This is a genomic window from Alphaproteobacteria bacterium, from assembly GCA_024244705.1.
In the GTDB taxonomy this organism is placed as follows: Bacteria; Pseudomonadota; Alphaproteobacteria; order JAAEOK01; family JAAEOK01; genus JAAEOK01.
This window is the reverse complement of the sequence record JAAEOK010000050.1, coordinates 1-26440: the sequence shown is the minus strand read 5'-3', so window position 1 is coordinate 26440 and position 26440 is coordinate 1. Positions and strand designations below refer to the sequence as shown.

22 protein-coding genes and 1 pseudogene are annotated in these 26440 nt (G+C 63.7%); 12 read left to right on the top strand and 11 right to left on the bottom strand.

What is annotated here, in order from left to right:
* The first annotated feature begins 66 nt into the window (after positions 1-66).
* A complete protein-coding gene (locus GY791_07905; GenBank protein ID MCP4328344.1) occupies positions 67-1629 on the top strand; it encodes an acyl--CoA ligase in 1563 nt (520 codons plus the stop codon).
* A 36-nt stretch (positions 1630-1665) separates the two neighbouring features.
* On the opposite strand, the gene GY791_07900 is transcribed toward GY791_07905, so the two are convergent.
* Together GY791_07900 and GY791_07895 are read right to left on the bottom strand one after the other, a co-directional pair.
* Positions 1666-3234, bottom strand: coding sequence for a trypsin-like peptidase domain-containing protein (locus GY791_07900; GenBank protein MCP4328343.1), 1569 nt, complete (start codon positions 3232-3234; stop codon positions 1666-1668).
* A 203-nt stretch (positions 3235-3437) separates the two neighbouring features.
* Entirely contained in the window at positions 3438-4340 is a 903-nt protein-coding gene (locus tag GY791_07895; protein MCP4328342.1) for a formamidopyrimidine-DNA glycosylase, read from the bottom strand.
* Positions 4341-4564: 224 nt separating this feature from the next.
* Between GY791_07895 and GY791_07890 the strand changes: the two genes are divergently transcribed.
* The 7 genes from GY791_07890 (at position 4565) to GY791_07860 (ending at position 11962) form a co-directional block, all read left to right on the top strand.
* A complete protein-coding gene (locus GY791_07890) occupies positions 4565-5578 on the top strand; it encodes a BMP family ABC transporter substrate-binding protein (GenBank protein MCP4328341.1) in 1014 nt (337 codons plus the stop codon).
* 91 nt (positions 5579-5669) lie between these two features.
* Positions 5670-7196 (top strand): ABC transporter ATP-binding protein, encoded by a 1527-nt coding sequence (locus GY791_07885; protein ID MCP4328340.1) that lies wholly within the window; start codon positions 5670-5672, stop codon positions 7194-7196.
* Positions 7193-8260, top strand: coding sequence for an ABC transporter permease (locus tag GY791_07880; GenBank protein ID MCP4328339.1), 1068 nt, complete (start codon positions 7193-7195; stop codon positions 8258-8260). The genes GY791_07885 and GY791_07880 overlap by 4 nt, the downstream gene beginning before the upstream one ends.
* 17 nt (positions 8261-8277) lie before the next feature.
* Positions 8278-9219 (top strand): ABC transporter permease, encoded by a 942-nt coding sequence (locus GY791_07875; GenBank protein ID MCP4328338.1) that lies wholly within the window; start codon positions 8278-8280, stop codon positions 9217-9219.
* Positions 9220-9256: 37 nt separating this feature from the next.
* Positions 9257-10531, top strand: coding sequence for an amidohydrolase family protein (locus GY791_07870; protein ID MCP4328337.1), 1275 nt, complete (start codon positions 9257-9259; stop codon positions 10529-10531).
* A gap of 134 nt (positions 10532-10665) precedes the next feature.
* The gene (locus tag GY791_07865; GenBank protein MCP4328336.1) at positions 10666-11073 is read left to right on the top strand and encodes a PaaI family thioesterase; all 408 of its coding nucleotides are present in this window, start codon (positions 10666-10668) and stop codon (positions 11071-11073) included.
* A 28-nt stretch (positions 11074-11101) separates the two neighbouring features.
* Entirely contained in the window at positions 11102-11962 is an 861-nt protein-coding gene (locus GY791_07860; protein ID MCP4328335.1) for a beta-propeller fold lactonase family protein, read from the top strand.
* Positions 11963-12144: 182 nt separating this feature from the next.
* Here GY791_07860 and GY791_07855 read toward each other — a convergent pair whose 3' ends face one another.
* The 5 genes from GY791_07855 to GY791_07835 form a co-directional block, all read right to left on the bottom strand.
* On the bottom strand, positions 12145-12423 hold the full coding sequence (locus GY791_07855; protein ID MCP4328334.1) for a DUF3303 domain-containing protein: 279 nt from the start codon (positions 12421-12423) through the stop codon (positions 12145-12147).
* Positions 12424-12653: 230 nt separating this feature from the next.
* Positions 12654-13727: a cyclic nucleotide-binding domain-containing protein gene (locus tag GY791_07850; GenBank protein ID MCP4328333.1), complete on the bottom strand. Its 1074-nt coding sequence runs from the start codon at positions 13725-13727 to the stop codon at positions 12654-12656.
* Between the two features lie 278 nt (positions 13728-14005).
* Positions 14006-14638, bottom strand: coding sequence for a uracil phosphoribosyltransferase (gene upp / locus GY791_07845; GenBank protein MCP4328332.1), 633 nt, complete (start codon positions 14636-14638; stop codon positions 14006-14008).
* Positions 14639-14674: 36 nt separating this feature from the next.
* Positions 14675-16024 (bottom strand): URC4/urg3 family protein, encoded by a 1350-nt coding sequence (locus tag GY791_07840; protein ID MCP4328331.1) that lies wholly within the window; start codon positions 16022-16024, stop codon positions 14675-14677.
* On the bottom strand, positions 15912-17174 hold the full coding sequence (locus GY791_07835) for a GTP cyclohydrolase II (protein ID MCP4328330.1): 1263 nt from the start codon (positions 17172-17174) through the stop codon (positions 15912-15914). The genes GY791_07840 and GY791_07835 overlap by 113 nt, the downstream gene beginning before the upstream one ends.
* Before the next feature lie 220 nt (positions 17175-17394).
* Between GY791_07835 and GY791_07830 the strand changes: the two genes are divergently transcribed.
* The gene (locus GY791_07830; GenBank protein ID MCP4328329.1) at positions 17395-17739 is read left to right on the top strand and encodes a DOPA 4,5-dioxygenase family protein; all 345 of its coding nucleotides are present in this window, start codon (positions 17395-17397) and stop codon (positions 17737-17739) included.
* Here GY791_07830 and GY791_07825 read toward each other — a convergent pair.
* The gene (locus GY791_07825; protein MCP4328328.1) at positions 17723-18715 is read right to left on the bottom strand and encodes a glycosyltransferase; all 993 of its coding nucleotides are present in this window, start codon (positions 18713-18715) and stop codon (positions 17723-17725) included. The two genes, GY791_07830 and GY791_07825, sit on opposite strands and share 17 nt — an antisense overlap.
* 36 nt (positions 18716-18751) lie before the next feature.
* Positions 18752-18919 (bottom strand): glycosyltransferase, encoded by a 168-nt coding sequence (locus GY791_07820; GenBank protein ID MCP4328327.1) that lies wholly within the window; start codon positions 18917-18919, stop codon positions 18752-18754.
* 361 nt (positions 18920-19280) lie between these two features.
* Here GY791_07820 and GY791_07815 point away from each other — a divergent pair, with 361 nt between their 5' ends.
* Entirely contained in the window at positions 19281-22226 is a 2946-nt protein-coding gene (locus GY791_07815) for a tetratricopeptide repeat protein (GenBank protein MCP4328326.1), read from the top strand.
* Between the two features lie 24 nt (positions 22227-22250).
* Here the strand turns inward: GY791_07815 and GY791_07810 are convergent, their stop codons facing one another.
* Positions 22251-23069, bottom strand: coding sequence for a methyltransferase domain-containing protein (locus GY791_07810; GenBank protein ID MCP4328325.1), 819 nt, complete (start codon positions 23067-23069; stop codon positions 22251-22253).
* 133 nt (positions 23070-23202) lie between these two features.
* Here GY791_07810 and GY791_07805 point away from each other — a divergent pair, with 133 nt between their 5' ends.
* Positions 23203-23904 carry a helix-turn-helix transcriptional regulator gene (locus tag GY791_07805; GenBank protein MCP4328324.1) on the top strand — a complete coding sequence of 234 codons (702 nt, stop codon included), beginning with the start codon at positions 23203-23205 and terminating at the stop codon, positions 23902-23904.
* Between the two features lie 33 nt (positions 23905-23937).
* Here the strand turns inward: GY791_07805 and GY791_07800 are convergent.
* Positions 23938-24090 (bottom strand): annotated as a pseudogene (locus GY791_07800) (transposase).
* Positions 24091-24446: 356 nt separating this feature from the next.
* Between GY791_07800 and GY791_07795 the strand changes: the two are divergent.
* The gene (locus GY791_07795; GenBank protein MCP4328323.1) at positions 24447-26171 is read left to right on the top strand and encodes an amidohydrolase; all 1725 of its coding nucleotides are present in this window, start codon (positions 24447-24449) and stop codon (positions 26169-26171) included.
* Positions 26172-26440: the final 269 nt, after the last annotated feature.

Genomic DNA, 26440 nt, shown 5'->3' with positions numbered 1-26440 from the left:
CGGAGCCAAGCCAAATGGGCCATGGCGGCTGAGACGGCCAGGCACAGACGATCGAGGGGACGCACGATGCCGCTATCGGGACCGCCTTTGACGACGCCGGTCAATCTGCCGACGATTCTCGACCGTGCGCTCGAATCCAATCCGGATGGACTGGCGTTGGCTTCTGCGGAGAGTCGCTGGACCTGGCGCGCCCTCGACGAGACCGGTAATCGCCTGGCCCGCAGCCTGCTCGCCCTCGGCCTCACGCCCGGGGACCGCGTCGCCTCGCTGATGCCGAATCGCTGCGAGCTGATCGTCCATTACATCGCTTGCATGAAGGCAGGGCTCGTCGTCACGCCCCTCAACTACCGCTACATGGCGCCCGAAATCGACCATGCGCTCGAGGTCAGCGGCGCCCGCATCCTGCTCGCCCATGCCGAACGGGCGGCCGATCTGGCGGCCAGCCAACGCGCCGGCGATTTGCCGCTCGGCATCGTCACCTACGGCGGGCGCGGCACCGGGGCGCTCGATTTCGAGGCCTTGTGCCAGGCCGACTCTCCCGGCGTCGAATTGCCCTTGCCCGATCCCGCGGCGGCGACGGCGATCTTCTTCACCTCGGGCAGCACTGGCAAGCCCAAGGGCGTCACCCATACGTTCGAGACCCTGGGTTGGATGTTCGCCACCAGCGTCGAGGCCTTGGAGATGAACTCCGACGACGTCATGCTGCCCGGCGCCTCGATCTCCCATATCGGCGGATTCCTGTTCTCCTTCATAGCGTTGGCCGTGGGGGCGCCGACCATCATCGCCAAGACCTTCGACGGCCATGAGCTGCTGCCGCTGTTCCGGGAATACCGGCCGACGCTGTTGTGGATGCTGCCGGCGGCATTGTTCGGCCTGATCCGCGACCACGACGCGACGCACGACGATTTCGCCTCGATCCGGATCTGTTTTGCTGGCGGCGACAAGGTGTCGGACGCGCTCGAGCATAGATTTATCGATCTCGCCGGGGCGACGGTCGAGGAGGAATACGGCATGACCGAGATCGGCATGGCGACATTCAACCCGCCGCCGGGCATCGAAAAGCTGGGCTCGATCGGATGCCTGATGCCCGGCTATGAAGCCTCGATCCGCGACGAAACCGGTGCCGAGGTGGCAGCCGGCGCGACGGGGTCGCTGTGGATCAAGGCCCGCTGCAACATGATCGGTTATTGGGACAACCCGGAGGCGACCGCCGAGACGATCCAGGACGGCTGGCTCAATACCGGCGACATCGTCCGCATCGACGATGACGGCTTCTTATGGTTCGGCGGCCGCAAGAAACAGATCATCATCCACGACGGCTCCAACATCTGCCCGCAAGAGGTCGAGGAAGCGCTGCTCGCCCACGACGCGGTCGAGAACGCCGGCGTCGTCGGCGTCCACAATCTGGTCCATGGCGAGAACGTCTGGGCCTATATTGCCGTGAAGGAGGGGGTCGCGCCGCCGTCTCCCTCGGAGGTCATCCGCTTCGCCCGGGAAAGGGTCGGCTACAAGGCGCCCGAGACCATCGTCGTGCTCGACGAGATGCCGCTCAACGCGACCGGCAAGGTCGATCGGGTTTTCTTGAAGAAACGGGCCGCCGACCGGCTCGCCGCAGATCATCCGGAGTGAAGGCGCTTACCGGTTCAATAATCGCATCATCCGGGCTCAGCGCAGTCCCGCCTCTGCCAGCAGCGCCCGCACCATCGCCACCGGTACGCCGAGATTGGAACCGCCGAATTCGGGCAGGATGGCGGTGTTAACCGCGATCACCGCGCCGTCGATGTCGAGAACCGGGCCACCGCTACCGCCGAGCGTCGTTTCGGCGTCGTAGACGATCGTCGCCGGCGAGATCTGGCCGACAATGCCGCGGCTGGCGAGCGGGGCGATATACCCTTCCTCGGCCAAGCGGGCGGCAACGCTCCAGAACCCGGTATCGTTGTCTTCCTGCAGCCGCTCGATGAACTTGTCGCCCGATTGTGCGAGCATCGAGCGAAGACCGGTCGGGTAGCCCATGACGATCACCTCGTCGCCGGGCCGCCGCGCGCCGTCGGCGAGGGTTAGACCGGGTCCCGTCCGGACCCCGCCTCCGCGGACCAGCACGGCCAGATCGGCCTCCTCGCTGGCGCGCAACAGTTCGACCGGTTCGGCCCCCGGTTGGCCGGGCAGGTAGGCGATGAACTTGATCATCACCGGCTCCAGGTCCTGGCCTGCGAGCGTCTCCACATTGGCATCGTCTTCCCACGGTAAAGCCACATGGCGATTGGTGACGAGCGCGCCGCCGTCTCCGACTACGAACCCGGTTCCGGTGAATTGGCGCTCGGCCACCGGGCCGTCGCCATCGAGCGTCAGCAGCGACTGGCCGCGGGGCGAAATCAGCGGCCGGCCATCGTCATCGACGGTATGGCGAAGCATGCGGCCGCTCGATTGTTCGCGGAAGCCATAGGCGCCCTGAAGGAACGCGATCGACGGCATCGCGTTGGCAATCACCCGGCTGCTGGCGAGCGAGCGCTGCTCGAGCGTTTCCAGGCGTTCCGAGCTGGTCGACAGCTGGCGCCCCAACTCGGCGCGCAGCGCCTGCAGGTCGTTCGGCGTCAGCGCTTCCTGGCGGGCGCGGGACAAGGCCGCGGCGAAACCTTCGAGACGGGCGGCGCCGCTGTCGATTCGTTCCTCGAGCAAGGTGTCCAAGCGGCTCTGCTGGTAGGTCACGATCGCCAGGGCGACGACCGCAAGGACGATGCCGACCCGAAACAGGATCGTGGTGTTCCGGGTCAGCCGTCTCAGAACCTGGCAAAGGCCCGTGAAAATTCGCGCCGTCGGCGGCTTGCGGCTGACCCGTATGTAATCCAGCGCGTCGCTCATGATTTCGGCGACGGTCGTCCGGACCGATCTGTTCTCGCGGAACAGGCAGAACCGCGACACCGGCCCGGTCTCGTCGAACTCGATCATGTCGCCATGGGTGAGCTTTCGGGCGGTGGCGCGAACGCCGTTGACCCACAGCGGCCGGCTCTCGATGGCCTCGATCTCATAGCTGTCTTCGGCACGGTGAAGCCGGGCGACCAGATTGTCTTGCGGTTCGCCGGGGTGGGCCTCGGAGACACGGATATACCGATTGGGGCTCAAGGTGATGTCCAGGGCGGAACCGCTTAGCCACGTCACCTTACCGCGGGACGGGCCGGTGAGGTGTTCCAGGGCGGCGGCCTCGGACTGCGATTCTGCGTCACGCTCGTCCACCATCGCTTCCGCTCTCTTGCCACAGACGCACCCGAACGCAAGACCCCGGAGCCGACCGGACCATCCTCCGCCCGACGATCAGCCTATCACAATGTGTCGGCCGGCGGGACGATCGGGCCCATCGGCGTCGCGCGGTCGCGAGCGGAATCCTATCGCCGGGTCCTGGGCGCCAGCCGTGGCATTGGCACCTTACCCAATCCCGGGACCTACCGCGCCGGCTTGAGCTTTTCCAATTCGTCGATGGTCCGCGGCCAATCCTTTTTCAACAGCCGTGACAAGGCGCGGTCGGCCAACACCTTGCCGCCGGTCTGGCAGCGCGGGCAGTAGTTGGTCTCGTTGCTGGCATAGCGAATGCGTTGCACGGCGGTGCCGCAGTCCGGGCACGGCTTGCCGTAGCGGCCGTGAACCGCCATGGCATCGCGAAACGCGGTGACCTTGTCGGGAAAGCCGTCGCCGGCTTCGGCACGCAAAGTCTCTGTCCATCGCGTCAGCGTATCCTTGGTCGCGGCGAACAGTCGCGCCGCCTCGTCCGGCGTCAGGCTCTGGCTCATGGCAACCGGCGACAGCCTGGCCGCATGGAGGATCTCGTCGGAATAGGCATTGCCGATACCGCTCAGCAGGCGCGGGTCGGTCAGCGTCCGCTTGAGTGTGTGGTTTTCGCGTCCGAGCGCCGCGGCGAAGGCGTCGCGATCGATCTCGAACGCCTCCAACCCGCCGGGATCGAAGGCCGCCAGCGCCGCGCCGCCAGCGACGATATGGAGCGACGCCCGCTTCTTCGATCCGGCCTCGGTCAGGATCAGCGTGCCGCTGGCGAAGTCGAAGGCGGCGAGACCGCGTTTGCCGGGGATCGCGGCTCCGGCCGGCTTCCAGTGGAGGCGGCCGGCGATCATCAAATGGATGACCAGCCAGGCATCGTTCTCGAGCCCGATGGCGATGCGTTTGCCGATACGCCTGATAGCGACGACGCGGCGGCCGGCCACATCCCAGGGTGCGGGGCTAAAGGTACGCAGCAGGAACGGACTGGCCAGCCGGATTTCTTCGAGCGCCGCGCCGTCGATCCGGCGGCGGAGGGCCTCGATATAGACCGTGACATCGGGGTACTCGGGCATCGCGGTGGAGAGTCTGCCACCCGATTCGCACGCCGGCAAGCCATTGAAATAGTGAGGCAATCCAATCGGCGGGCGGCGCCGGCCGATTTGCCGCCGTGAGATGGCAAAGAATCTGGAACTCGTCTCGCGTTCACCTATACTGGGCCCGTCCGCCGTTGGCGGGAACGGACGGGCCGGCCCGGTCACGGGGTCAATCGTTTACACAATTCTTCGGGGAGGATCAGATGTTTGGACTCGGAAACGCCAAGCGATGGCGTGGCGCCGTCGCGCTTTTCGCGCTGCCGTTGGCGGCGGCTATCGCGGCGGCCCAGGACGCCGATGCACAGGATGGCAAGCTCAAGGTAGCGGCGGTCTTCGAGACGCCGATCGAGGAGCCCTGGGTCAACCAGATCCACGTCGCGCTGCTCAAGGCCAAGGACGAGTTCGGCATCGAGTACGTCTGGTCGGAAAGCGTCACGGCGGCGGATTTCGCGCGCGTGCTGCGGGAATACGCCGAAGGCGGCAACGACCTGATCATGGGCGATTCGTTCGGCACCGAACGCATCACCCGCCGCGTCGCCGGCGATTATGAGGATGTCGCCTTCGTCTTCGGCTCGGGCATCGGGCCGGCGGATCCGAATTTCAGCGTCTTCGACAACTGGATTCACCAGCCCGCCTATCTCGCCGGCATGATCGCCGGCAAGATGACCAAGTCGAACGTCGTCGGTGTCGTCGCCGCGATGCCGATCCCGGAGGTCAACCGGCTGAGCAATGCCTTCTGCGCCGGCGCCAAGGAGGTCAACGACCAAGTCAAGTGCAAGTTCTCGTTCATCGGCTCGTTCTTCGACCCGCCGAAGGCCAAGGAAGCGGCGCTGGCACAACTCGAAGCCGGCGCCGACGTGCTCTACGCCGAACGTTTCGGGGTCATCGAAGCGGCGGCGGAAAAGGGCGCCATGGCGATCGGCAATATGTCGGATCAGAACGGGCTCGGCCCTGATACGGTGATCACGAGCGTGGTCTGGGACATGTGGCCGACGGTCAAACAGGCGATCAATTTAGTCTCCGCGGACGCCTACGACGCCCAGGATTTTGGCCAGTATTCCTACATGACCAAGGGTGGCTCCTACCTCGCCCCTTATCATGGCTGGGCGGACAAGTTGCCGGCAGACGTCAAGCAGATGGTGGAGGATCGCCGCGCCGAGATTCTGGACGGTAACTTCCGCGTCGATATCGACGAAGGCACGCCGTCGTCCGACTGACCGACGCCGGCCCGAACAGCGGCATCGAAGGCCGGCCGGAATGGCACCACGAGACAGCGCCAAACCGGCCGGCATCGGTGACGGCCGGTGAATGACTGAGAGCCCCCCGCCGCTCCTGGTCCTGAGCGGAATCACCAAACAATTCGGCTCGGTTCGGGCCAACGACGGCGTCGACCTGACCCTCGCCCATGGCGAGGTCCTCGGCCTGCTCGGTGAGAACGGGGCCGGCAAGACGACGCTGATGAACGTCTTGTTCGGCATCTACGAAGCCGATGCGGGCACCATCGAAATCAACGGCGCGCGGGTGTCGGTCCGGACTCCGGCCGACGCCCTGGCCCACGGTGTCGGCATGGTGCACCAGCACTTCCACCTCGTGCCGCGCCACACCGTCCTGGAGAACCTCATGGTCGGGCGGCCCGGGCGGAACGGGCGTCTCGACCGCGAATCGGCGCGATCGCGGCTGGCCGAACTGGTCGCGCGCTATGGCCTCGACCTCGACCCCGACCGCCTGGTGCGTTCGCTCACCGTCGGCGAGCAGCAACGCCTCGAGATCGTCAAGGCGCTGTTCCGCGGCGCCCGCATCCTGGTCCTCGACGAACCGACCTCGGTCCTCACCCCGCAAGAGACGGACGGACTGTTCGGGGCCATCCGCGCCATGGTCGCCGACGACGTCGGCATCATTTTCATCTCGCACAAGCTCAACGAGGTACGCGAAATCACCGACCGCATCGCGGTCATGCGCCATGGTCGGATTACCGCCGACATCGCCAATGACGACACGGTCTCCAACCGCGGTCTGGCGGAATTGATGTGCGGCCACGACCTCAAGCCGCCGGACAAGGCCACACGCGCGCCGGACCGGACCCTGCTGCGCCTGACCGAGGTCACCGTTCTCCGCCCCGGCAGCGAGCGGCCGGTCCTCGATCGCGTCTCGCTCGACGTCTGCGGCGGCGAAATTCTCGGTGTCGCCGGCGTCTCGGGCAACGGACAACGGGAGTTGGCCGAAGTGATCGCCGGAATCGTCGACGTGGCGTCCGGGTCCGTCGCGGTCGACGGCACGGCGGCACGCGGCGGCGGGCCACGGGCGATGCAGGCGCTCGGCGTATCGATGATCCCCGAGGACCGCATCGGTTCGGGGCTGATTTCCACCCTCCCCCTCGCCGACAGCATGGTGCTGCCGCGCTTCACCGAGATGCCGTTCAGCCGCTGGGGTATCGTTCGGCGCGCCGCGATCCGCGAATTCGTCGCCGCCCAGATCGACGCCTACGCGATCAAGGCCCCCGACCCTGAGATCAGGACCGGTGCGCTCTCCGGCGGCAATTTGCAGAAGGCGCTGCTGGCGCGGGAGCTGGCCTGGGATCCGTTGGTCCTGGTGGCGGCGCAGCCGACCCGCGGCCTCGACGTCTCGGCCAAGGAGTTCGTCCATCGCAAGTTCGTCGACCAGCGCAATCGCGGCAAGTGCGTGATCGTGATCAGCGAGGACCTCGAGGAGATATTCGAAATATCGGACCGCATCGCCGTCATGTACGAAGGCCGCATCGTCGGCATACGCCGTGCCGCCGAGACCAATGTCGGCGAAATCGGATTGCTGATGGCCGGCGCCGCGGTGGCGGCATGATCCGCTTCCGCATCGAGCCGCGGGCGCGGACCCCGGCGTGGCTCAACGTCGTGCTGCCGGTCGCGGCGATCCTGGCCGCGTTGATTCTGTGCAGCGGTTTGATCGTCCTCGCCGGCACCGACGTCATCGGCGCCTACGCGGCGCTGTTCCGAGGCGCGCTGGGCAGCAGCTTCAATATCGCCGAGACGATCGTCAAGGCGACCCCGATCACGCTGACCGGCCTCGCCGTCGTCGTCGCCTTCCGGGCCAAGTTCTGGAACATCGGCGGCGAGGGGCAATTGCTCGCCGGCGCCATGGCCGCCGCCTTCATCGGAGCACGGGAGTTCCTTCCGGAATGGAGCATCGTGCCATCGATGATCGTCGCCGGCGCCGCCGCCGGCGGTGCCTGGGCACTGGTCCCCGCAATCCTCAGGACGCGGTTCAAGGTCGATGACGTGGTCGCCTCGCTGATGCTCAATTTCGTCATCCTCTATGGCATGCTGGCGCTGCTCGACGGGCCGTGGAAGGACACCTTGAGCGGCTACCCGGATTCGCCGGATATCCGCCTCGCGGCCGAGTTCCCGATCTTGATCGAACGCACGCGTATCCATCTCGGCGTCATCATCGCGATTGTCTCCTGCGTCGCGGTTTGGTTCGTGATGGCGCACACGACGCTCGGCTACGCCATCCGGGCGGTCGGCGAAAACCCCCGCGCCGCCGCATTCAGCGGAATTTCCATCGGCCGCGTGATCGTGCTTTCGGCGCTGATATCCGGGGCCCTCGCCGGGCTCGCCGGCGTTGGTGAGGTCGCCGGTCTCCATTTCCAGGTGATGGCGACGATTTCGCCCGGCTACGGCTATACGGGAATCGTCATCGCCATGCTGGCGCGGCTCAACCCGCTCGGCGTCATTCCGGCCAGCCTGTTCTTTGCCGCCGTCATCACCGGCGCCGAAACCATGTCGCGCCAGACCGGCGTCCCGGTGTTCCTCGCCGAGGTCATCCAGGGGATGGCCCTGGTGTGCATGTTGGTCGCCCTGCTGTTCACTAACTATCGCCTGCGCGTCCAACGCGCCGGCACCGGCTGACGCCGAGGACCGCGACCATGGAAATCCTCGATCAGGTGCTTTCGGTCGGGTTCTTTGCGGCGATGATCCGCATCGCCACGCCGCTCCTGCTGGCGACCATGGGCGAGCTGTTCACCGAACGCGGCGGCGTGCTCAATCTGGGCATCGAGGGGATCATGCTGATCGGCGCGATGACCGGGTTCAGCGCCGCCTATTTTACCGGCAATCTGTGGATCGGAGTGGCGGCCGCGGCGTTAACCGGAATCCTGTTCGGCGCCCTGATGGGGCTGCTCACCGTGACCTTCGGCCTCAGCCAGCACGTTTCCGGTCTCGGCGTCACCCTGCTTTGCGGCGGTCTGACCTTTTTCTTCTACCGGCTCATCTTCGGCCAGCCGTCGCAGCCGCCCAACGTCGAGGCGTTTCAGCCGGCGCCGATTCCCTGGCTTTCCGATATACCCTTCTTCGGCCCGGTCCTGTTCGACCATGTCACGCTGGTCTACCTCGCCTTCCTGCTGGTGCCGGTGGCCGCGTACGTGCTCTATCAAACGCCGTGGGGGCTCAGTCTCCGCACCGTCGGCGAGAACCCGCACGCGGCGATTTCCGCCGGCGTCAGCGTCACCCTCACCCGCTACCAAGGCTTGATGATTTCGGGCATGCTGATGGGCATCGCCGGCGTCTACCTGTCGACGGCGCAGTTCAATGCCTTCACCTTCGGCGTCATTTCCGGGCGCGGCTGGGTGTGCATCGCGCTGGTCGTTCTGGGCCAGTGGGACCCCTGGCGCTGCGGCCTGGCCGCGCTGCTGTTCGGCGCCGTCGATGCGCTGCAATTGCGCCTCCAATCGGCCGGAGCGATTGACGTCCCCTACCAGATATTCCTAATGATGCCGTTCGTGATCACGATCGTCGCGATGGCCGTGTTCTCGCGGTCGGCACGGGCGCCGGCGGCGTTGCTGATTCCGTTCCGCAAGGAAGAACGCTGACCGGCCGCGCCCCTGGCGCGGCGATGGGAGTTGGACCATGGATCTGATCGTACGCAACGCGACCCTGAAAGACGGCCGCACCGGGCTCGACATCGGCATCGAGGACGGGCGCATCGTCGCCGTCGAGCCGAATCTGGCGGCGAGCGCGACAACCGAGATCGACGCCACCGGCCATCTCGTCATCGCGCCCTTCGTCGATGCGCACTTCCATATGGATTCGACGCTGACCGTCGGGCAGCCGCGGCACAACGAATCGGGCACCCTGCTCGAAGGCATCAAGATCTGGGGCGAGTTGAAGCCGGAGCTCGAGCACGAGGCGATCGTCGAACGCGCGCTGCGCTATTGCGACATGGCGGTGGCGCGCGGCCTGTTGGCGATCCGCAGCCACGTCGATACCAGCGATCCGCGCCTGCTCGTCGTCGATGCCCTGCTCGAGGTGCGCGACCGGGTCAAACCGTACCTCGATCTGCAGTTGGTCGCCTTTCCCCAGGACGGCTTGCTGCGGCGACGCGGCGCGCGGGAACAGCTCGTCGCCGCCCTCGATCGCGGCGTCGATGTCGTCGGCGGCATACCGCATTTCGAGCGCACCCATGGCGATGGCGTCGAATCGATTCGCATCCTGTGCGAGATCGCCGCCGAGCGCGGCCTGCCGGTCGACATGCATTGCGACGAATCCGACGATCCCCATTCCCGTTTCGTCGAGAACCTGGCCTTCGAGACCGAACGCCTCGGCCTCCACGGCCGGGTCACCGGCTCGCACCTGACCTCGATGCACTCGATGGACAATTACTATGTCAGCAAGTTGATCGCGTTGATCGCCGAGGCGCGCTTGACCGTCATCGCCAACCCGCTGATCAACGTCACCCTGCAAGGCCGTCACGACACCTACCCCAAGCGCCGCGGCATGACCCGCGTGCCCGAGCTGATGGCCGCCGGCATCACCGTCGCCATGGGCAACGACTGCGTCATGGACCCGTGGTACGGGCTCGGTTCGGCCGACATGCTCGAGGTCGCCCATATGGGCATGCACCTCACCCACATGACCGGACGGGCGCAGATGCGCGCCTGCTTCGACACCATCACCGACAACGCCGCCGCCATCGTCGGGCTCGAGGGATACGGCCTGGAGCCGGGATGCTTCGGCGATCTCGTCATTCTCGAAGCGGCCGATCCGATCGATGCCATCCGCCTGCGCGCGCCCCGCCTGGCCGTGGTGCGGCGCGGGCGCGTCGTCGCCGAGAGCCCGGCGCAGACCGCCCGCCTCGACCTGCCGGGGCGACCGGCGGAGGTCGATTTTACCGGGCGCGGGTGAAATTGGACTGAACGCACATGGCCGGCGCGCTGCATGGATGGCCGCGCCACAACCCACGACGGCCATTCACAGCCCGCGGAAACATCATTAATCTCGTTCCAAGACGGACACCGGACGCGGGGGATCGGTCTTCCATGGATATGCTGGCCCAACTCAATGACGACATGCTGCCGTTCGCAAAGTATCTCGGCATTCGATTCCTATCCGCCGAGTTGGATCGGGTGGTCGCCGAATTGACGATCACCGACGAACTGTGCACCCGGCCCGCCGTCGCCCATGGCGGCGTGTTGATGGCCTTCGCCGACACACTCGGCGCAGCGGGCACGATCTTGAACCTGCCCGAGGGCGCCACCACCACGACCATCGAAAGCAAGACCAATTTTCTCGCCGCCGCGCCGGCCGGCTCGCGCATCGTGGGTGAAGCGACGCCGGTGCATCGCGGGCGGACGACGATGGTGTGGCAGACACGGGTCACGACCGAACAGGGACGACTGGCTGCGCTCGTTACGCAGACGCAATTGGTGCTGCCGGCCAAGACGTGAGCCCGCGGCGAACCAGAGGAGACAGCACATGATCCGGAGCCTCGCTTCGGCGCTGATTCTCGGTCTGTGGATCCAGGGCGCGGTCGCCGCCGAGTGGACGGCCACATTCGTCGCCGGCAGCACGGTCGAGCTCGGCAACCCGCACGACCTTAAGCTGTCCCCGGACGGCAAGTATCTCTTCGTGTCCGACGTCGACAACGACCGCATCGCCGTGCTCGATCCCGAAACGCTGGCGCTGGTCTCGGATTTCGGATCCAACCATCAATCGGGCACCCATGACATCGACTTCGACGCCGACGGCCGCGCTTACGTCGCCGATACCCACAACAACCGGGTTACGATCTACCAGATGGATGGCACGAACGCCGCGCTGGTCGGCGAATTGAGCGAACGCGTGCGCGGACCCGAAGGCGTGCTCGCCCATCCCAACGGCCGCATCTATGTCGCCGGCGCCTGGTCGGGCAATGTCGTCGCCTACGAAGACGAAGCGGTCGTCGCGGAACTGGCCGGGCTGTCCTCGCCCCACGACCTCGAACGCGCGCCCGGTGGCGATATCTGGCTCGCCGATGCGGGCAACGATCGCATGCTGCTGTTGTCGCCCGACCTCGAGATCAAGCGCGAACTGAAGGGTGCGCCCTACGATTTCGACGGCGTCCGCTATCAGGACGTGCTCGCCGACGGCACCGTGATCGCCGCCGACAAGAACAACCACCAGGTCAAGGTCATCGGACCCGACGGCGCGCTCCTTCTGGTGCTCGGCAACGGCCGGCGGGGAACGGGGCGGGGCGAATTCACCACGCCAGAGGGAATCGAGACCAGGGGCGATACCCTGTGGATCTCCGATTCGGGCAACGACCGGGTGGTGATGTACAGGCTGATGCGGGAGTAAGGCGATTTGCGACGGGAGCGGACGCTTGTAAACGGCGCTCGGGCATCAACATCAATTCTCGCCATCCTGGGCCCAAGCGGACCGGACACGCGGCCGCGGGAGCCGCTCCGAGCCGTCCCGGTCCGCGATTTGACGGATGCTCCGAATGGACGTGGAAGAGCCTGTCCGCGATCGGCGTGCCGCTAGCTTCCGAACACCTTGGACAAGGCCCCTGCGGTCGCCTCATCCTCGATGACCGGGTGGACCTGTAGCTCCAACGAGGTCGCCCATTCGGCGACATGCTCGGCCACCGCCGCGCCGTCGTCGCCCTCGACGAGGGCCCAGCCCTGTGCCGATCCCGGGACGTGCCAGCGGCCCAACAGGGCGAGGCCTTCCGGTACCGGAGCGCCGGAGGCGAGAAAGGCCTCCGCCGCGGCCTCGTAACGCCCGGGCGGAATCTTCCAGGTCAGGATGAACTTCATGAGGAGCGCCCCCTATTGGGTTTCCTGTCACGGCCGAGTTTCGCTAGGCTATCCGGCGCCGTCAACCGCTGCCAGGCGGCTGGCGGGACAGACCAGAGCGGACTCGCCACTCTACCTGGCAGATTTGGCAGGCCCACCGCGTCCACTACCGACTACCTAGTTCCGACGGTGCTATGCGAGGCGTGGGCGCGGTAGTCATGAGCTGCCATTCACCCGATATGGCCACCGCACTAACTATAGATCTCCAATTCGCCAATGTTCTTTGCCTGGGCTTTGCTGTACCGTCGATATCGCCGCTTGACGGTATCGGTCAGTTCACTCTTGAACGCGACGCTCAATCGAATGGCCCCTAGGTCGCGATCACCCTCGATGACGTCTTCCGGATGGACTTGCTCGAGCCGCGCCGCCTTGTTGACCTCGCGGCCGATCAATGTGAATTGATGGCGGGCGACTGAGCCGAAATCGCCACTCAACACCAAACCGACATGCAGTCCGATGCGAAGGTGGAGCGGACTATTTCCGATCCGGATCTCCGACACCGACTTAACCGCCTCTTCGGCCGCCCGGAGCGCTTCCAGACACTTCACGCCAACGGTCTTGTTATCTGATAAAACCCAGAATGCCATCAGGCCGTCGCCGATGAATTTGTCGATGTGTCCGCCATGACCGGTAATCGGAATGGATTGGGCGTTAAAGAACCTCTGAACGATGTCCGCCGTCCGGGACGGCGCCAGTTCGAGCACATGGCGACTGAAATCGACGACATCGGAAAACCAGACAATGGCTCGATCCACCTTGTAATCGGTAATATGTCCCGCTCCTGACTGCAGGCATCTGCTGAGCGCATATTCGTTCATGTAAGCTTTTAGAATTCGGGTATCGTCTTGAAGCTGGCGGGTTAAGGACGATGTCTTGATTGTCGAATCCTTCAGTTTCAAAGAAATTATCTTGGCGATATTTCGCCATAATGTGTGCGCTTGGGGATGGCTTTCGACTTTCGCCTTGTCGATTTCGAGCAGCTCAACCTGGCTTTCGCTCGCCACAAGGTCGTACAAGCGCCGAAATCCGTTGCCCAGCAGGTTCTGCTCTCCGACAACCTCGTTGCGGCCACGAACGAACAGCGTTCGATCGTTCTCACGCACCGAAACCGAGCCGGAAACTATGATCCACAAACATTCCGCTTCCTCGCCTCGACGACAAATATAGTCGCCCTCCGAGTATCGATGGGGTTTGGGGTCCAGGATAATAATGTCGGCGACATCGTCGACCAGCCCGCTCGCCACGAGGGTCTGTTCATAGCTCATTTGAAGCGCGGGCGCCGGTGTGATGTCGAGTTTCTTCGCTATCGGACGAGCTCCTGGCGTCGAGCACTGGGCTTAACGATTCACGGTTGCACGGCGTGCAGAGTCGAAACCCCTGGACTGGATCATCTGCAACCTAGGTGGGCCATGCCGATCCGGCGTTGACCTGGGTCAACGTGGAGGCCGCGCGGCCCTTCCCCGCGGCGGCGGCAACCACTCTGTTCCGAGACTAACGTAAACGGCGACGCCGACCTGTTGCCGGTCGCCCGTGGATGCCTGGATCACGTGGTGCCGAATATGCGGTCTCCGGCATCGCCGAGGCCGGGCAGGATGTAGCCGTGATCGTTGAGCTGACGGTCGATGGCGGCGGTGAATATGGGCACATCGGGATGGGCGTCGTGGAACGCGGCGACGCCTTCCGGCGCGGCCAGGATGCAGACGAACTTGATGTCCGATGCGCCGGCCTCCTTCAGCCGTTGAACGGCGGCGGCGGCCGAGTTGCCGGTCGCCAGCATCGGGTCGACGACGATCAGCAGGCGCTCGCCGAGCTTGTCCGGCGCCTTGAAATAGTATTCGACGGCGACCAGGGTCTGGGGATCGCGATAGAGCCCGACATGGGCGACGCGGGCCGAGGGCACGAGGTCGAGCATGCCGTCGAGGATGCCGTTGCCGGCGCGCAGGATCGAGACCAGGCACAGCTTCTTGCCCTCGATCACCGGCGCTTTCATGGGTTCCAATGGGGTCTCGATTTCGATCTCGGTCAACGGCAGGTCGTGCATGACCTCGTAGGCGAGCAGCGTACTGACCTCGCGCACCAGCCGGCGAAAGTCCGCCGTCGACGTCTCGACCCTTCGCATCAGCGTCAGCTTGTGTTGGACCAGGGGATGATCGACGACGGTGACATTGTCCTGCATGGCTTACCTCGCTAGCCGGGGTGAAGGGGTTGCCGCTCAGAAAACGGTACCATCGGAACGCACCTTGAGGGGAGAGCCCCCATCGGGCCGGCGCTCTGCGGCGATGCGCCGGCCGGCGGCCCAGGTGCCGCCTTCCAGTACTTTGGCCAGGGGGAACGCGGCGGGCGCCAAGCCGAGGACCGCGCGGACCTCGTCGGCCAACCGGTCGAGGAGGGCGACGGTCAAGGCGCGCCATTCGACGACGACGACCGAACCGACATCGTGGGCTTCTTCCAAAACTTCCGGCTGTTTGGGAACGAGCACGCCCATATCGATCAGCAGACCGCCATTGCGATATTCCGGCAGGCCGGTCAACGCGTCCTGTCCGGTGATCGCGATCCCCGCCGCCTGCAGCGGCTCGATCAGCGAATAGGCCAACCACTGGGACAGCTTATGGAACGGCACCAGGCCACCGGTCGGGTCCGCCGCCGAAACCGCCGGATGGCGCCACACATCGCCGAGGTTTTCTCCATCGACGACGATCCGACCGGGCCAGATCGGACCCAGACCTTGCAAAATCGCGGCGAGGATCACCTCCGCCGGCAGGGTCCCGTCGGGCGCCTGCGCCGCCAGATAGTCGAAAAGATTGCCGACCCGCGGCCGATCGCGACCGAACATGCCGGGCCGCGCCTCGAGCGCCGCGCCGAGCCGCCGCAGAAGTCCGGCCCGGCCGTCCAGACCGACAAGCGGATTGCCCGCATCGACCTGGAAGCCGCGCGCGATGTCTTCGGCACCGAAGTGCCCAAGTGCCGCCGCGTCGGCGCGGTAGAGGTTCCCCGGATCGGCCGATAACCGGCCGGCGGCGAAGAGATCGAAGCTCGCCACGGCCAGGCCCTCCGAACGGGCATAGCTGTCTCCCGTGTCCGCCTCCCGATAGCGCCATTCGGCGCCGGCGCCGGCGTCGAGGAGGACGCTGGTAACGACGAGGTCGAATTTCACGCGGGCGGTCTCGTCGGCACTGGCCGATTCGATTTCGCCGGCGATACGCGACCATCGATCGACACCGCCGGCGGTGAAGTGGCGCCACCGGCTGTGCGGCGGCACGTCGAGATCGGGATAGGCCAGCCGCGTGGTTTCAGCGACGTAGGCCGCCGTCGCCGCCATTCGCGTCGGATCGATGTCGAAGAAATCCAGCTCGCCCCTGAGCCCGGTTCGAAGAATGGCGTCACAGCGCTGACGAACCGCGGCGGCTGAGCGCAGCCACGCGACGGTGTCCCGATTGCCCTCGACCACCTTAGTAATCGCTGAGCGCCCGTCCCTTGACGGCGGCGAGGTCGCCGGCGTCTGGCGCGCCGCCGTCGCTGTAGTACCCGGCCGCCTTCTTGGCGTCCATCTCGACGATCGCATCGGGCGGGATGCGATCCTCGGGAATCGGAACCTGCTCGACGATTTCGATGCCCTGGCCGACGATTGCGTCGTACTTCATGTTGCTCATCGAGACGAAGCGGTCGATGCGCGCGATGCCCAGCCAGTGCATGACATCGGGCATGAGTTGCTGGAAGCGCATATCCTGAACGCCGGCCACGCATTCGGTGCGCTCGAAATAGGCCTCGGCCCGATCGCCCAGAACCTGACGCTTGCGCGCGTTGTAGACCAGGAACTTGGTCACCTCGCCAAGCGCCCGGCCTTCCTTGCGGTTATAGACGACGAGCCCGACCCCGCCGGCCTGCGCGGTTTCGACGCACACCTCCATGCCGTGAACCAGATAAGGCCGGCAGGTGCAGATATCGGAGCCAAAGACATCCGACCCGTTGCATTCGTCGTGGACGCGGCAGGCGAGTTTGCTGCTTGCGCTCGAAAGGTTCGCGATATCGCCGAAGCAATAGACCGTGATGCCGCCGATCGGCGGCAGGAAGACGTGCAGATCGGGCCGCGTGACCAGGTCCGGGAACATGCCGCCAGTCTGCTCGAACAGCGTCCGCCTGAGCTCCGTTTCCTCGATGCCGAATCGCCGCGCCACCCCAGGTAGATGCCACACCGGCTCGACCGCGATCTTGGTCGCGGTGACGTCGCCCGACTCGGTCAGGATACGGCCGTCCGGGCTGAGCCGGCCGGCGCGGATCGTCTCGCGCATTTCAGGGAGGTTCAGCCGCCCCTTGGTGACGGCGATGGTCGGGCGAATGTCCCAGCCCTCGGCCCGCAACTCCGGGAAGGCCTCGGTCACGACATGCCCGTAGGGATCCAAAGACACGATCTTTTCGGGGTCGAACCATTGCGGGTGCGGTCCGATGGTGGCCGCCGGCGCGGTATTCGTCAGGTCGGAAATGTGATCGGCGCTCAAATCGCCGGCGGCGACGGCGAGTGCCCGATACAGGGCGTAGGAGCCGGCATGGGTTCCGATCACGTTGCGCCGGCCGGGATTAGTCACCGTGCCGATGATCGGGCCGCGTTCGCCCGCGCTCGGCGCCGCCCATGTGATCGGCGCCGATTTCGTTGCGCTGCCCGACGGATGCGACGTCAGCACAATGTGCTTGCGGGCTTTCGTTGTCTTGTTCATCGGTCAGGCCCTGGGACTTTCAAGCGCGGGGCCGACGGCCCCACAGTCTTTTCAGAATCGTCACATATAGCGCAGAACGGCGATGAAGTCCCTTGTAATCATCGTCGCCCGCCTTGGACCCTTCGGCGAAGACGCAGCCGGCGCCGGCTGAACACGACGATCTTCCATCGCGGTCGAGCAGATTATAAGCTGGCGCGAACCAATGACAGAGCACGGATCAATGGCCATCGAATCCGGCGCCGACATATCCGGCTACCATGCCCATGTCTATTACGAAGCGGCGACGCGGGAAGCGGCCGCCGAATTACGCAACGCCATCGAGGCGCGGTTCGATGTGCGTATGGGCCGATGGCACGATCGTCCCATCGGCCCCCACCCGATGTGGAGCTACCAAGTCGCCTTCGCTGCCGATCTGTTCGCCGACATCGTCCCCTGGCTGGCACTCAATCATGGCGAGCTGACGGTCTTCATCCATCCCGAGACCGGCGACGACATCGCCGACCACACCCGTCACGCCCTCTGGCTCGGCCGCCAGCGGGAGATCGATATCAGTGCGCTCGAATGAGCCCGCGGTCCGCCATGTCCTGAGCCCCGACCAACTCGATCAACGACGCCTCCGTCTGATCGATCATCGCTTCGGCGGAGAACATTTCAATGATCCGGGATCGACGCGCCGCAGAGAGACCGGCATCGAAGCCCTGCGTCAAGGCTCGATCGATGGCCCCCGCGCAGGCTTCCGGATCCCGTGATGGCACGACATGACCGAGCTCGCCAACGATATAACGGGCATCGCCGACATCGCTCGCCACGCAGCCAAGGCCGCACCGCATGGCCTCGGCGAGCACATTCGGAAACCCCTCGCTATGAACCGACGTCAGACACAGGGCGTCGAGCGCATTATAGATGTCGGTAATCCGGTCGTGACCGCTGGTGCACCAGATTACTTCCTCGCTCAGTCCATTGAGGTCGGCCAGCCGCGCGACTTCGGCGCCGGCTTTTCCGGGAGCATGGCCAACCACTGCAACGCGCAGGTCGGCTCGTTCGGCGGTCAGACGAGACACCGCTTTGAAGAACGTGCCGTGATCCTTCATTGGATCGAAGCGCGCGACGATTCCGATGACCGGCTGACCGCCTTGCACGCCCCAGTCCGACCGCTGCCGGGCCCGCCGATCGGGATCGATGACGAATCTCGACGGCTCGAATCCATTTCGCACCACCCGGCACTTCTCCGGCGTCGCACCGCGCCGTGCCATCCAATCATGAGCAGCCCGAGAATTGGCGATGATGAGATCGGGATGACGGATCAATCGCGTTTCGGCGAAGTCGATGAGCGCTCCGTAGGGGCCGTAGGAGAAGCCCGGCCGCTGTGAAACGCGGGCGCCCCACAGCAACCGGGACGGCGACCGCGACGGCATCGCGAGGGCAGCGGCGAAATTGGAAAACCCCAGGAAGCTGTAAACGATGTCCGGTCCGGTTTCGGCGATATGCGCGGAAAGTTTGCGCAACGGCCTGACGATATCGAAGGTGCCGCGCTTGTCCAAATCAACGGTGGTGATTCCGGACTGGCGCAGCTCGTCCTACATTTCGGCCCGCCGCGACATCGTCAACACGGTCACATCATGTCCGCGGCGATTAAGTTCGCATGCCAGCAGCGCGAGTTGACGTTGCGCGCCGCCGGTGGTGAGCTCGCGTATCAACAGCGCCACCTTCACCGATGAAGACCTCCGCTGGAGGATCGCCGGCATCGTCCGGGCACCAACGGTCGAGCCCCGAAATGGACGCTCGCACGCAGTCCGGTAAAGATGGTGCGCGACACCAATGGACACTGACCCCCAGTCGGCCGGCAGTTGATCTGCCTTTGGCTTCATGTTCCGTGAAGGATCCAACCTTGTCGAGCGCTGATAAGGAATGTGCGAGTTCGAGTCAACTTTTCAGCGGAATGGCGTGGCCAACTTCGATACTGTCGAGGCGTGTCGGGAAGCGCGCACCGACTTGCTTTTTTCGGGCTCTTGAGCGCCATGCGTTCATGTAGAATCAATTCCGTTGCGGTTTGGGCGAGACGGCCCACAAGGCCATTGAGATTGGATAATCGGGAACGAGAACGCGGTGGACAAGGTCGGTAGCATCAGATTCGAAAAGCCCGTCATCCACAACGGCTCGCTGGTGACGTCGGACCAGCAGGGACGGTTCTTTCTCAAGGCACAGCTGTTTCAAGATCCCAACAAGTCGAACTCGATGGCCGAGGAAGCCAAAATCTTCGAGCATCTTAACGAGACTGGGGCGGTGACCTGCCCCCGCCTCCACCACCGCGGATCGATGCCATTGTCGCAGATTCACCAGATGATGGGTGGATCGATCAGCGCCACCGACGGCACGCCGATCAATGACCCCTGCCCGTTCCTCATCCTGCAATTCATTCCCGAGGCCCGGGCCGTACGGCTCGTCGACCTACTGCTCGCGATCATCGAGCAAAAAAACCTGGGCGTTTACCACGGCGACCCGAAGCCCGAACATTGCCGCTTCGATCCGGCGACCGACATTCTCTACCTGGTAGACTACGATCAGGCCGAGTTGCTCGACGAAGACACGCGGTCCCTGAACAACCTCGATTTCCTCCACTGGTGCAACGAGTACGCCCGGCGCAAATATGAACTCGCTTCAATGTTTCATTATTTTCCCGGCATCGATCTTGATCACCACGCCCTGGCCTTGTTCCGCGACGGCGCCCTCGACATCGGTGGAAGTTCGCTGTTGCAAGGTCAGCAAACGACTCTCGGGCAGAGCGGTGTTTATCACCGCATTGCCGAAACTGACGTTGTCGCCGACGGCGAACGCGATCTCGAAGCCCGCCGCCCGCTGCTTGATACGATTCCCTTTCGTGATGGCGAGCGCGTTCTCGACGTCGGCTGCAATACGGGGCTGTTGTCGCGCTATCTCTTTGACCGCGGATGCCGCGTCACCGGTATCGAATTGGATACGCACGCCGTAAATGCCGCCCGCATCATCAGCAATATCGCGCACAAGCCGATCGAATTTCGTGCCCTCGATCTCGATAAGTCGCCGATCCCCGGCAGCTTCGATACCATTATGCTGTTCTCGGTCCTGCATCACACCCAGGACCCGCCCGGCAACGCCAAGAAGCTCGCCGCCGCCTGCCGCCGTTTCATTATCGAATGCCGCCTCGTCGAAACCGGCGCCAAGCCGATTGGCGACGCATGGCATACGACGTCGAAATGGCAATTCGGTACGGTCGAGGAAATGTCGGCTTTCCTCGAGACCCTGTTCCCGGGCTTCCGATTGAGCCGCAATTACGGACAAGGCGACCGCGGGCGCTACGTGCTCGAATTCCTCAATGAGCGCGCGCCAATAGCGGTCGGCGGCGCGGACGGCGAACCGGCCACCGACGAGGAGCGCGCCCGAATCCTCGACCGCCAGGGTTGCCATGACGATGCGGCCGAGGCGTGGCGGCGTGCCGTCGACCGGCGGCCCGATGACCTCAAGCTTCGCTTTTCTTACGCCCTCGCCCTCGGCCGGGCGAAGCGGCGGCACGATTCGATCGCCGAGTACGAACGCATCCTCGAGCGCGAGCCCGCCTACATTCCGGCGCTGATCAATCTCGCCGACTTGGTCGCACAGGAGGGGCAGCAGCAGCGGTCGATCGAGATCTACGAGCGCGCCCTCGAGGTCAAACCGGACCTCGCCGCCGTGCACAGCAATCTCGGCAATATATACAAGGGCATGGGCCGCGCCGAAGAAAGCCTCGCCCACTACCGGCGGGCGGTCGAAATCGATCCGGCCTTTAGCCATGGCCAGAGCAACCTGCTCTTCGCCTCCCACTACGTGCCCGCCGTCGAGCCGCTGGACCTCTACCAGGAGCATGTCCAACGCGGGCGGATCATCGCCGGCGGGGCCGAGGTCCCGGCCGCGCCGGCGTGCGACCGGACGGTCGACCGCCCGTTGCGCGTCGGCTACCTGTCGCCCGATTTCCGTACCCACCCGGTCGGCTTTTTCATCGAGCCGATACTCGCCCATCACGACACCAAGAGAGTGACGACGTTCGCCTACCACAATTCAGGGTCACCCGACGAGACGACGGCGCGCCTCAAGAACATGGTTGCCGAGTGGCGCGACGTTCGCCCGCTCGGCGACGCCGAATTGGTCGACCTGATTCGCGGCGACCGCATCGATATCCTGGTCGAGCTGTCCGGCCATACCGCCAACAATCGCCTGCCGGCGGTGGCGCAGCGTCCGGCGCCGGTCCAGGTCACCTATCTTGGCTATCCCGATACCACCGGGATCCCGGCCGTCGATTACCGCCTGACCGACCGCTGGGCCGATCCGCCCGGCGAGGCCGACGACTTGGCGACCGAGACCTTGGTCCGGCTGCCCGACGGGTTCCTCTGCTACCAACCGCCGGCCGATTTGCCCGACCTGGTCCCGCCGCCGGCGCGTACCGTCGGCCATGTCACCTTCGCCTCGTTCAATAACATCGCCAAGACCCATCCATTGGTCATCGAAGCGTGGGCAAGAATTCTCGATGCCGTGCCGGAAAGCCGGTTGCTGCTCAAATCGCGCGCCTTCGAAAACCTGGATATCCGTACCTATTTTTCCGAACAATTCACCGGTCATGGGATAAGCCTGGACCGCGTCGCCTTGGTCGGTGCGACTGCGACCATCTTCGAGCATCTCGCCCTCTACAACGAGGTCGACATCGCGCTCGATACCTTTCCCTATAACGGTACGACGACGACCTGCGAGGCCCTGGTCATGGGCGTCCCGGTCATCACCCTCGCCGGGCGGTCCCATGTCGGCCGAGTCGGCGTCAGCTTGCTGTCCAGCCGCGGCGTCACCGACACCATCGCGAGCGATACGAATGATTATGTTGCCCGCGCCATCGAGCTGGCCGGCAATCTTGACCGGTTGGCGCAGCGGCGCCAGACGCTGCGCCGCGATTTCATGGCCGCCCCGGCATCCGATCCGGCGCGTTTCACCCGCGGTCTCGAAGCGGCGTACACGGCGATGTGGCGCCAGTTCTGCTCGCGGCCGCGATAGAGGGCTGCAAGCGCCGCCCTGCGGTCATGATTTGGTCGCCGCGACGATCAATGCCGAGTGACCAAATTCCACCCTGCCGTCGGGCAGGACGAAAGGCTGTAGCTCTTGCCGGGCGGCGCAAAGCAATTCGGCGTACTGTCGATCGTCGATCAGATTGGCAAGGGTCCAACCTCGGATGTCGGTATGGACCCAAGCATCTATCGACGGGAACCTTGCGCGGCCGTCGCGGGCGCCGACGGTCGGCCCCGTGATCCCGGCGTCCGCGAACAAGCGTCGCAACGATTCGCTGTCGCCCAGTTGGTATGGGGCCCGCAGCTCATCCGCGATCGAATCGCCAAACAGCCGCTGGAGCAGCTCCGTCATCGCGGCATAACCCGGGGTACGGTCGAGTGCATCCCAGACCGCTACAGCAATCCTGCCTCCGGGTCGCGACACGCGCCACATTTCCCGTAACGCGGCAATGCGATCCTCGAAGAACATGAGACCGAACTGGCTGATCACGGCATCGAACGTACAGTCAGGGAACGGCATCTCTTCGGCCCGGCCCAACCGCCATTCGATCCGCGGCGATACCCGAGCGGCCACGGTTAGCATGCCCGGGTTGCGATCCAAGCCGACAACGGTACCACCGGGCCCAACCCGCGTGGCGGCTTCGCGCGCGAGCACGCCCGTACCGCAGGCAATGTCGAGGACGCGGTCGTTTGGTTCAAGAAAAGCGGCGTCGGATACCGGCCCCGCCCATTCCGAGAAGAGCGCCGGCACAAAGAACTCTTGATAGATATCGGCCCCATCGTGCGTCACTTGTCCTGCAGGCCTGGCTTCCATGATTGCCTCCGTTTCCATTAGTGTCACCGACGGCATTTACCGCCGATTTGTGCCCGATCTTGCGGCGGTCCAACCGATGGCCGATAGTCCACAAAATGTACTTCCGAAGGAAAGGCCACTCTTCTACCATTGCCGCTGCCAGGAGGTTGCCATGAAGAGCTATGGACAGTTCTGCCCGGTAGCGAAGGCGGCCGAGTTGTTCTGTGAACGTTGGACGCCGCTGATCATTCGGGACCTCGCCGCCGGCGCCACCCGATTTTCAGAGCTTCGTCGTGGTGTCCCCTTGATGTCGCCGACTCTCCTCTCGCGCCGCCTCAAGCAGCTCGAAGCCGAGGGCGTCGTCGAGCGGCGCCAGGCGCCGCGGGGACGCGGCCGGACCTATCATCTGACTCCCATGGGCGAAGATTTTGTCCCGATGATCGTGGCATTGGGCACATGGGGGCAGCGCTGGTCGCGGCGGCAACTCGCCGAAAACGAAATCGACCTCGGTCTGTTGATCTGGTCCCTGGAGAGGAGCGTCAAGGCAACAGTATTCGGTGGTGGCCGCACGGTCGTGCGCCTGCACTTCACCGACCAGCCATCGGGGAAGGACGTCTGGTGGTTCGTCAATCACGATGAGGCCTGCGAGCTTTGCCTCGAGGACCCCGGGTTCGATGTCGATTTGTACCTAACCTGTACCCTGCCGGACATGATTCGAATCGTGCGCGGCGACCTTTCACTGACGCGGGCACTAGCGTCCGAAAGATTGGAGGCGATCGGTCCGGCACGTGTACGGAAACGGTTGCGTGCTTGGCTCAATCTGAGCCCGCTCGTCCAAGTCAGATCAAAACGGAGGGAAGGCGCCGTCCCTTAGCCCGGCCACGGCCGTGAAGTCGATGCGGTCCCGGTCCGATAGATCGCGCCACGGTGCTCCTGATCGCAATATCCAAAAGGTGCCATTCAACACCCGCCGGTCATCAACACGGGGAATGCCGCGAGAGTTGGCGGGCAAAACGGTTCGGATAATCGACCACTCAAGGTCGGTCATTTCATAGCGCATGATTCGACGCTCCTGCGAGCTCGAATCACAATTGCACTTTCAGCGGCAATGCTGCTCTGAATTTCCGATGTTGGGAGCGTAGCGGAAGTCGTGCAACCGGCTTCAATACGGGGAAATGTGTGAAGGGTTGTCGGACACCTGTCGTTGACGGACGTCGTCACGTGTTCCGACGGCAGGTGTCGGGCAAGCCTCGTATGACCCAAAACGGTCTTCAAGGTCGGCCGAGGAGCGTCGATCTAAGTTGATCCGAAGCCTCCATCACGGCGTCTGAGCTAGACATTTCATTCGTATTCTCGTATCCCGACTTCTAGTTCGGATGGACGTAGCGCATTAATCTTGTCGAATGGTGGAGCGCCATGAACTGGGCCATTAGAGTTGTCACTGCTTCCGCGCTGACACTTTGCTCGCTTGCGGCACAAGCGAGTGAGATCACGATCTTCACGGCGAAGAAGATCATCACCATGGAGGAATCACTGCCCGAGGCAACGGCAGTTGCTGTCACTAAAGGAAAAATTGTTTCAGTCGGCTCGCTCGAATCCTTGAATTCTTACGTCGAAACGCAGGGTGCGACCGTTGACCGGCAGTTCGAATCGAAAATCCTCATGCCGGGCTTTATCGATCCGCACATTCACCCAAGTCTGCCCGCCGTTCTGACACAGTTCGCGTTTCTGGCACCCGAAGATTGGGAGTTGCCGACGGGCGATTTCCCTGGCGCCGTAACCCATGACGCGTACATTGAGCGACTGACGGACCTCGTGGCAGCCCATGTGGCAGGGGGTCACGATCCCTCAGTTCCGTTTGTGGCTTGGGGCTATCACCCCCTCTGGCATGGAGAAGTTAAACGACCGCTTCTCAACGCGTTGTTTCCCGATACTCCGGTTATGTTATGGCACCGCTCTTTTCACGAGATTATTGGAAATGACGCGGCTTTTGAACTTTTGGGAATTACCGAAGCGGACGCTGAGACCTATCCGCATGAGGCTAACTGGCCAAACGGGCATTTCTGGGAGAATGGTGCAAAGACTATAGTACCCAAAATGCCGTTTCTATTCGCCCCCGACCGCTATGGCAAAGGCATGGAGAACTTCTATGCGATGCTGAGACAAGGCGGCGTTACATCGGCCATGGATATGGGCATCGGAATTTTCGGTGATCCCGAAGGTGAAATCGCTCTCATCAAGGCCACTGCAGAACGCCTGAAACCCTCGACCAGGCTTGTATTGACGCCCATCATCACCGACTTTCTTGCACGAGGCAAAACGCCGGCCCAAGCATTAGATGAGATTAGGCGCTGGACTACCGCTAGCAACGACCTTGTCATGTTTGATAGCCATTTCAAATTGATGATGGATGGCGCGATTTTTTCCGGGCTCGCCCAGTACGACTTCCCCGGCTACAAGGATGGCCATGAAGGTCTTTGGATGGCCCCCCTTGAGGTGACGGAGGAGTGGGCACGCTTTTTCTGGAATAGGGGATTCCAGATCCACGCCCACACGAACGGAGACAAATCCGCAGCGGCCCTCATCACAATGGTTAGGCGACTTCTGGCCGATCAACCGCGATTCGATCACCGAACGACACTGGAGCATTTCGCCTTCGCCCATGAAGACCAATTGCGCCAAATGGCGGCGCTCGGAATTTCGGTTTCGGCCAACCCCTATTACCAACACATTCTGGCCGATGCCTATGCTGAAAACTGGCTGAACGAAGACATTGCCCGATATATGGTGCCCCTGGGTGCGGCCCTTCGACATGGAATTGTCGCCGCCCTCCATTCTGACAACCCGATGGCGCCGTTGAGTCCCCTAAAGCTGGTCGAAACAGCCGTGAATCGGACCACCATCAACGGGCAAAAGAACGCCGCGATGGAGCGGATTTCGGTTCATCAAGCGCTTCGGGCGGTCACCATCGATGCTGCCTGGATTATGCGCTGGGAAGACCGAATCGGCTCGATTCGGGCCGGCAAATTCGCTGACTTTGTTGTGCTAGAGGACGACCCCTACTCCGTTGCCCCGGACGAAATAGCAGAAATCCCAGTCTGGGGAACGGTGTTTGAGGGGAAGGTGTTTCCCTCAGACTGAATGATAATACGAACTACTGTCTCTGGCTGTTAAAGAAGTTGGAGTCTGGTCGTTTTGAATGTCGGCTCATGGCTAATCCCGGACTCATCACACTGCCGCGCGGAGAGTCCGGTTTCGGGGGTGAGGCGGGAGCTATAACCGAATCTTGGTGATGGCGTGATGTAGAGGCGGCGTATCCTGGCGATGTTGAGGTCGCCGATTTCCAAGAAGGAAGGATACGCCATGTACGAAGATAGAGTTGTTTCGTTTTCCCATCCAGGTGAGATTTC

What these genes read in the sequence shown, in the direction of transcription:
- GY791_07880 (MCP4328339.1), top strand. Translation starts at nt 7,193, where the DNA reads ATGATCCGCTTCCGCATCGAGCCGCGGGCGCGGACCCCGGCGTGGCTC.
- GY791_07820 (MCP4328327.1), bottom strand. Translation starts at nt 18,919, where the DNA reads ATGCCGGCGATCCTCCAGCGGAGGTCTTCATCGGTGAAGGTGGCGCTG.
- GY791_07895 (MCP4328342.1), bottom strand. Translation starts at nt 4,340, where the DNA reads ATGCCCGAGTACCCCGATGTCACGGTCTATATCGAGGCCCTCCGCCGC.
- GY791_07805 (MCP4328324.1), top strand. Translation starts at nt 23,203, where the DNA reads ATGAAGAGCTATGGACAGTTCTGCCCGGTAGCGAAGGCGGCCGAGTTG.
- GY791_07860 (MCP4328335.1), top strand. Translation starts at nt 11,102, where the DNA reads ATGATCCGGAGCCTCGCTTCGGCGCTGATTCTCGGTCTGTGGATCCAG.
- GY791_07905 (MCP4328344.1), top strand. Translation starts at nt 67, where the DNA reads ATGCCGCTATCGGGACCGCCTTTGACGACGCCGGTCAATCTGCCGACG.
- GY791_07885 (MCP4328340.1), top strand. Translation starts at nt 5,670, where the DNA reads ATGACTGAGAGCCCCCCGCCGCTCCTGGTCCTGAGCGGAATCACCAAA.
- GY791_07810 (MCP4328325.1), bottom strand. Translation starts at nt 23,069, where the DNA reads ATGGAAACGGAGGCAATCATGGAAGCCAGGCCTGCAGGACAAGTGACG.
- GY791_07840 (MCP4328331.1), bottom strand. Translation starts at nt 16,024, where the DNA reads ATGCGATCGTCGAGATGGACGCCAAGAAGGCGGCCGGGTACTACAGCG.
- GY791_07830 (MCP4328329.1), top strand. Translation starts at nt 17,395, where the DNA reads ATGGCCATCGAATCCGGCGCCGACATATCCGGCTACCATGCCCATGTC.
- GY791_07890 (MCP4328341.1), top strand. Translation starts at nt 4,565, where the DNA reads ATGTTTGGACTCGGAAACGCCAAGCGATGGCGTGGCGCCGTCGCGCTT.
- GY791_07865 (MCP4328336.1), top strand. Translation starts at nt 10,666, where the DNA reads ATGGATATGCTGGCCCAACTCAATGACGACATGCTGCCGTTCGCAAAG.
- GY791_07855 (MCP4328334.1), bottom strand. Translation starts at nt 12,423, where the DNA reads ATGAAGTTCATCCTGACCTGGAAGATTCCGCCCGGGCGTTACGAGGCC.
- upp (MCP4328332.1), bottom strand. Translation starts at nt 14,638, where the DNA reads ATGCAGGACAATGTCACCGTCGTCGATCATCCCCTGGTCCAACACAAG.
- GY791_07870 (MCP4328337.1), top strand. Translation starts at nt 9,257, where the DNA reads ATGGATCTGATCGTACGCAACGCGACCCTGAAAGACGGCCGCACCGGG.
- GY791_07900 (MCP4328343.1), bottom strand. Translation starts at nt 3,234, where the DNA reads ATGGTGGACGAGCGTGACGCAGAATCGCAGTCCGAGGCCGCCGCCCTG.
- GY791_07835 (MCP4328330.1), bottom strand. Translation starts at nt 17,174, where the DNA reads ATGAACAAGACAACGAAAGCCCGCAAGCACATTGTGCTGACGTCGCAT.
- GY791_07850 (MCP4328333.1), bottom strand. Translation starts at nt 13,727, where the DNA reads ATGAGCTATGAACAGACCCTCGTGGCGAGCGGGCTGGTCGACGATGTC.
- GY791_07795 (MCP4328323.1), top strand. Translation starts at nt 24,447, where the DNA reads ATGAACTGGGCCATTAGAGTTGTCACTGCTTCCGCGCTGACACTTTGC.
- GY791_07875 (MCP4328338.1), top strand. Translation starts at nt 8,278, where the DNA reads ATGGAAATCCTCGATCAGGTGCTTTCGGTCGGGTTCTTTGCGGCGATG.